Origin of the sequence: Streptomyces nanshensis (assembly GCF_001751255.1) — a bacterium.
Classification (GTDB): domain Bacteria; phylum Actinomycetota; class Actinomycetes; order Streptomycetales; family Streptomycetaceae; genus Streptomyces; species Streptomyces nanshensis_A.
In genome coordinates this window covers 1-1749 of record NZ_LJGW01000575.1, presented here as the reverse complement: position 1 = coordinate 1749, position 1749 = coordinate 1, and the positions used below count along the sequence as shown (strand labels likewise).

3 protein-coding genes are annotated in these 1749 nt (G+C 71.3%); all 3 read left to right on the top strand.

Annotated features, from left to right (window positions below; genetic code table 11):
- The first annotated feature begins 51 nt into the window (after positions 1–51).
- The 3 genes from AN218_RS29855 to AN218_RS29845 all read left to right on the top strand — a co-directional run bounded on the left by AN218_RS29855 (position 52) and on the right by AN218_RS29845 (position 1652).
- Positions 52–255 carry a hypothetical protein gene (locus tag AN218_RS29855; protein ID WP_070020179.1) on the top strand — a complete coding sequence of 68 codons (204 nt, stop codon included), beginning with the start codon at positions 52–54 and terminating at the stop codon, positions 253–255.
- 44 nt (positions 256–299) lie between these two features.
- Positions 300–968, top strand: a complete 669-nt coding sequence (locus AN218_RS29850; protein WP_070020178.1) for a DUF6197 family protein — start codon at positions 300–302, stop codon at positions 966–968.
- A 141-nt stretch (positions 969–1109) separates the two neighbouring features.
- Positions 1110–1652, top strand: a complete 543-nt coding sequence (locus AN218_RS29845) for a DUF6197 family protein (protein ID WP_070020177.1) — start codon at positions 1110–1112, stop codon at positions 1650–1652.
- The last annotated feature ends 97 nt before the right edge of the window (positions 1653–1749 follow it).

Sequence of the window (1749 nt, the reverse complement as noted above, 5' to 3'; positions counted from 1 at the left end):
CGGCAGCCGAACCGGCTGCCGCCCCCAGCCCTATCCACAAGGAGCCCCACCGTGATCATCAGCATCTCCCTCGTTCTGTTACTGCTCGCCGTCGTCGGCGCACTCATCTACACCGGCCGCATGCCCGTCCTCGGCGCCCTGCTCACCGGGCTCCTGGGCTTCTACGCCGCCGACACCCCCATCGCCCCGCCGCTCAACTCGGCGACCGCCGCCTGCCTGGACGTCTTCAGCCAGATCAGCAGCCACATCGCCTGACCATCGCCGCCGCTGGCGGCCAACGGACCCTCAAGGAGCCCACCGTGGCCGCCACCGCCCTCACCCCTGCCCAACTCGACACCGCCGCGCTCCAGGCCGTCACGACACTTGTCGAACCCCCCGACGTGACACAGCAGTTCAACGACCTGGTCGCGGCCTACGACCGCACCGCCCCCGCCGACGGCGCAGCCCGGCGCCTGGTCACCAAGACCGTCGCCGAACTCGAAGCCGACGCCGGCATCGGCCAGCCGCAGCCCGCCCCGTACGGCACCCGCCCGCCGTTCGACATCAAACTGCCCGGCCTCCTCGCACGAGCACTGCCGGACTGGGCGCACCTCGCCCACCGCACCGACATCAGCCACGGCCCCTCCACGCAGCTCTACGTCGCCGCACACATCCTCCGCGAGTGGGGCTGGCAGCAGAAACCGCACCACCTGCGTGACCTGCGAGGACGCCGCTGCCTGTGCGGAGCGATCTGCGCTGCGGTCTCTCTCGGCGTCGGCATTCCCGAAACCGCACACCGCGCCGCCGCGTACGTCCTCGCCGAACTCCGCCGCCGCGGGCAGGTCCACGAGACCCGGCACCCCCGGCTGATCGGCGACTGGAACCAGATGCCCGGACGCCGCGCGGAGGACGCGATCGACGTCACCCTCGCCGCCGCCAACACGGCGGCCGTCCACGAAGCGCATCCCCGCGCACCCCGCAGGACCTGAACTGCCCCTGCCGACCGGCCTGGCCCCGGATACCCGCCGCACACGATGCGCGCGGGCTCCGGGACCGGACCGGCCGACTGGTCGACAGCACCAGACGACTGCTCGTCGGTCGACACCAGCACGAGACCACCAGGAGGACGCATGGCATCTGACACCGTAACGACGCAGGCGGCAACCGGCGAACACCCCGACGAGCAGCACCTGTTCGAGGTCGCGGCCAAGGAGATGCGCCCCGTGTACGGCACCCCCGACTGGATCGGCCTGTCGGGAACGCCGGTCACCGGGGCCGAGGTCGCCGAGCACCTGGGCTTCGTCATCCGGCTCCTTGAGGAGCGGCGCTGGGTGAAGCAGATCAGCGAGGACACCGACGCCGGCGCTCTGAACACGGTCAACGAACAGTCGACGACGGCGAATTCCATCCGCGCCGTGATCCAGTGGCTGCGCGACCAGTGCCTTCCGCAGCGCGACTTCACCCTCCGGGAAGCGCTGGGGAAGACCGAGGACCGCGACGTCTACTGGGTGACCATGAAGGCCATGCAGGCCGTGGTGACCGCCCGCAACGGCAACCCCTGCATCGACATCGACGCCTGGGCCAGCCGCCGGGCCCGCACCCTCGACGAAGTACGGGAACTGGCCGAAACCACCGCCGAGTTCGCGCGGCGCTACGGACCGACCGCTTCCTGACCCTGCCGCCCCTATCCGGCACCGCGGCCATCACCCGCAGCCGGAAGCAGGACACGTCTCGCTCCGCGGCGGGCGGGCAGCCACAACGGCGCCCGCC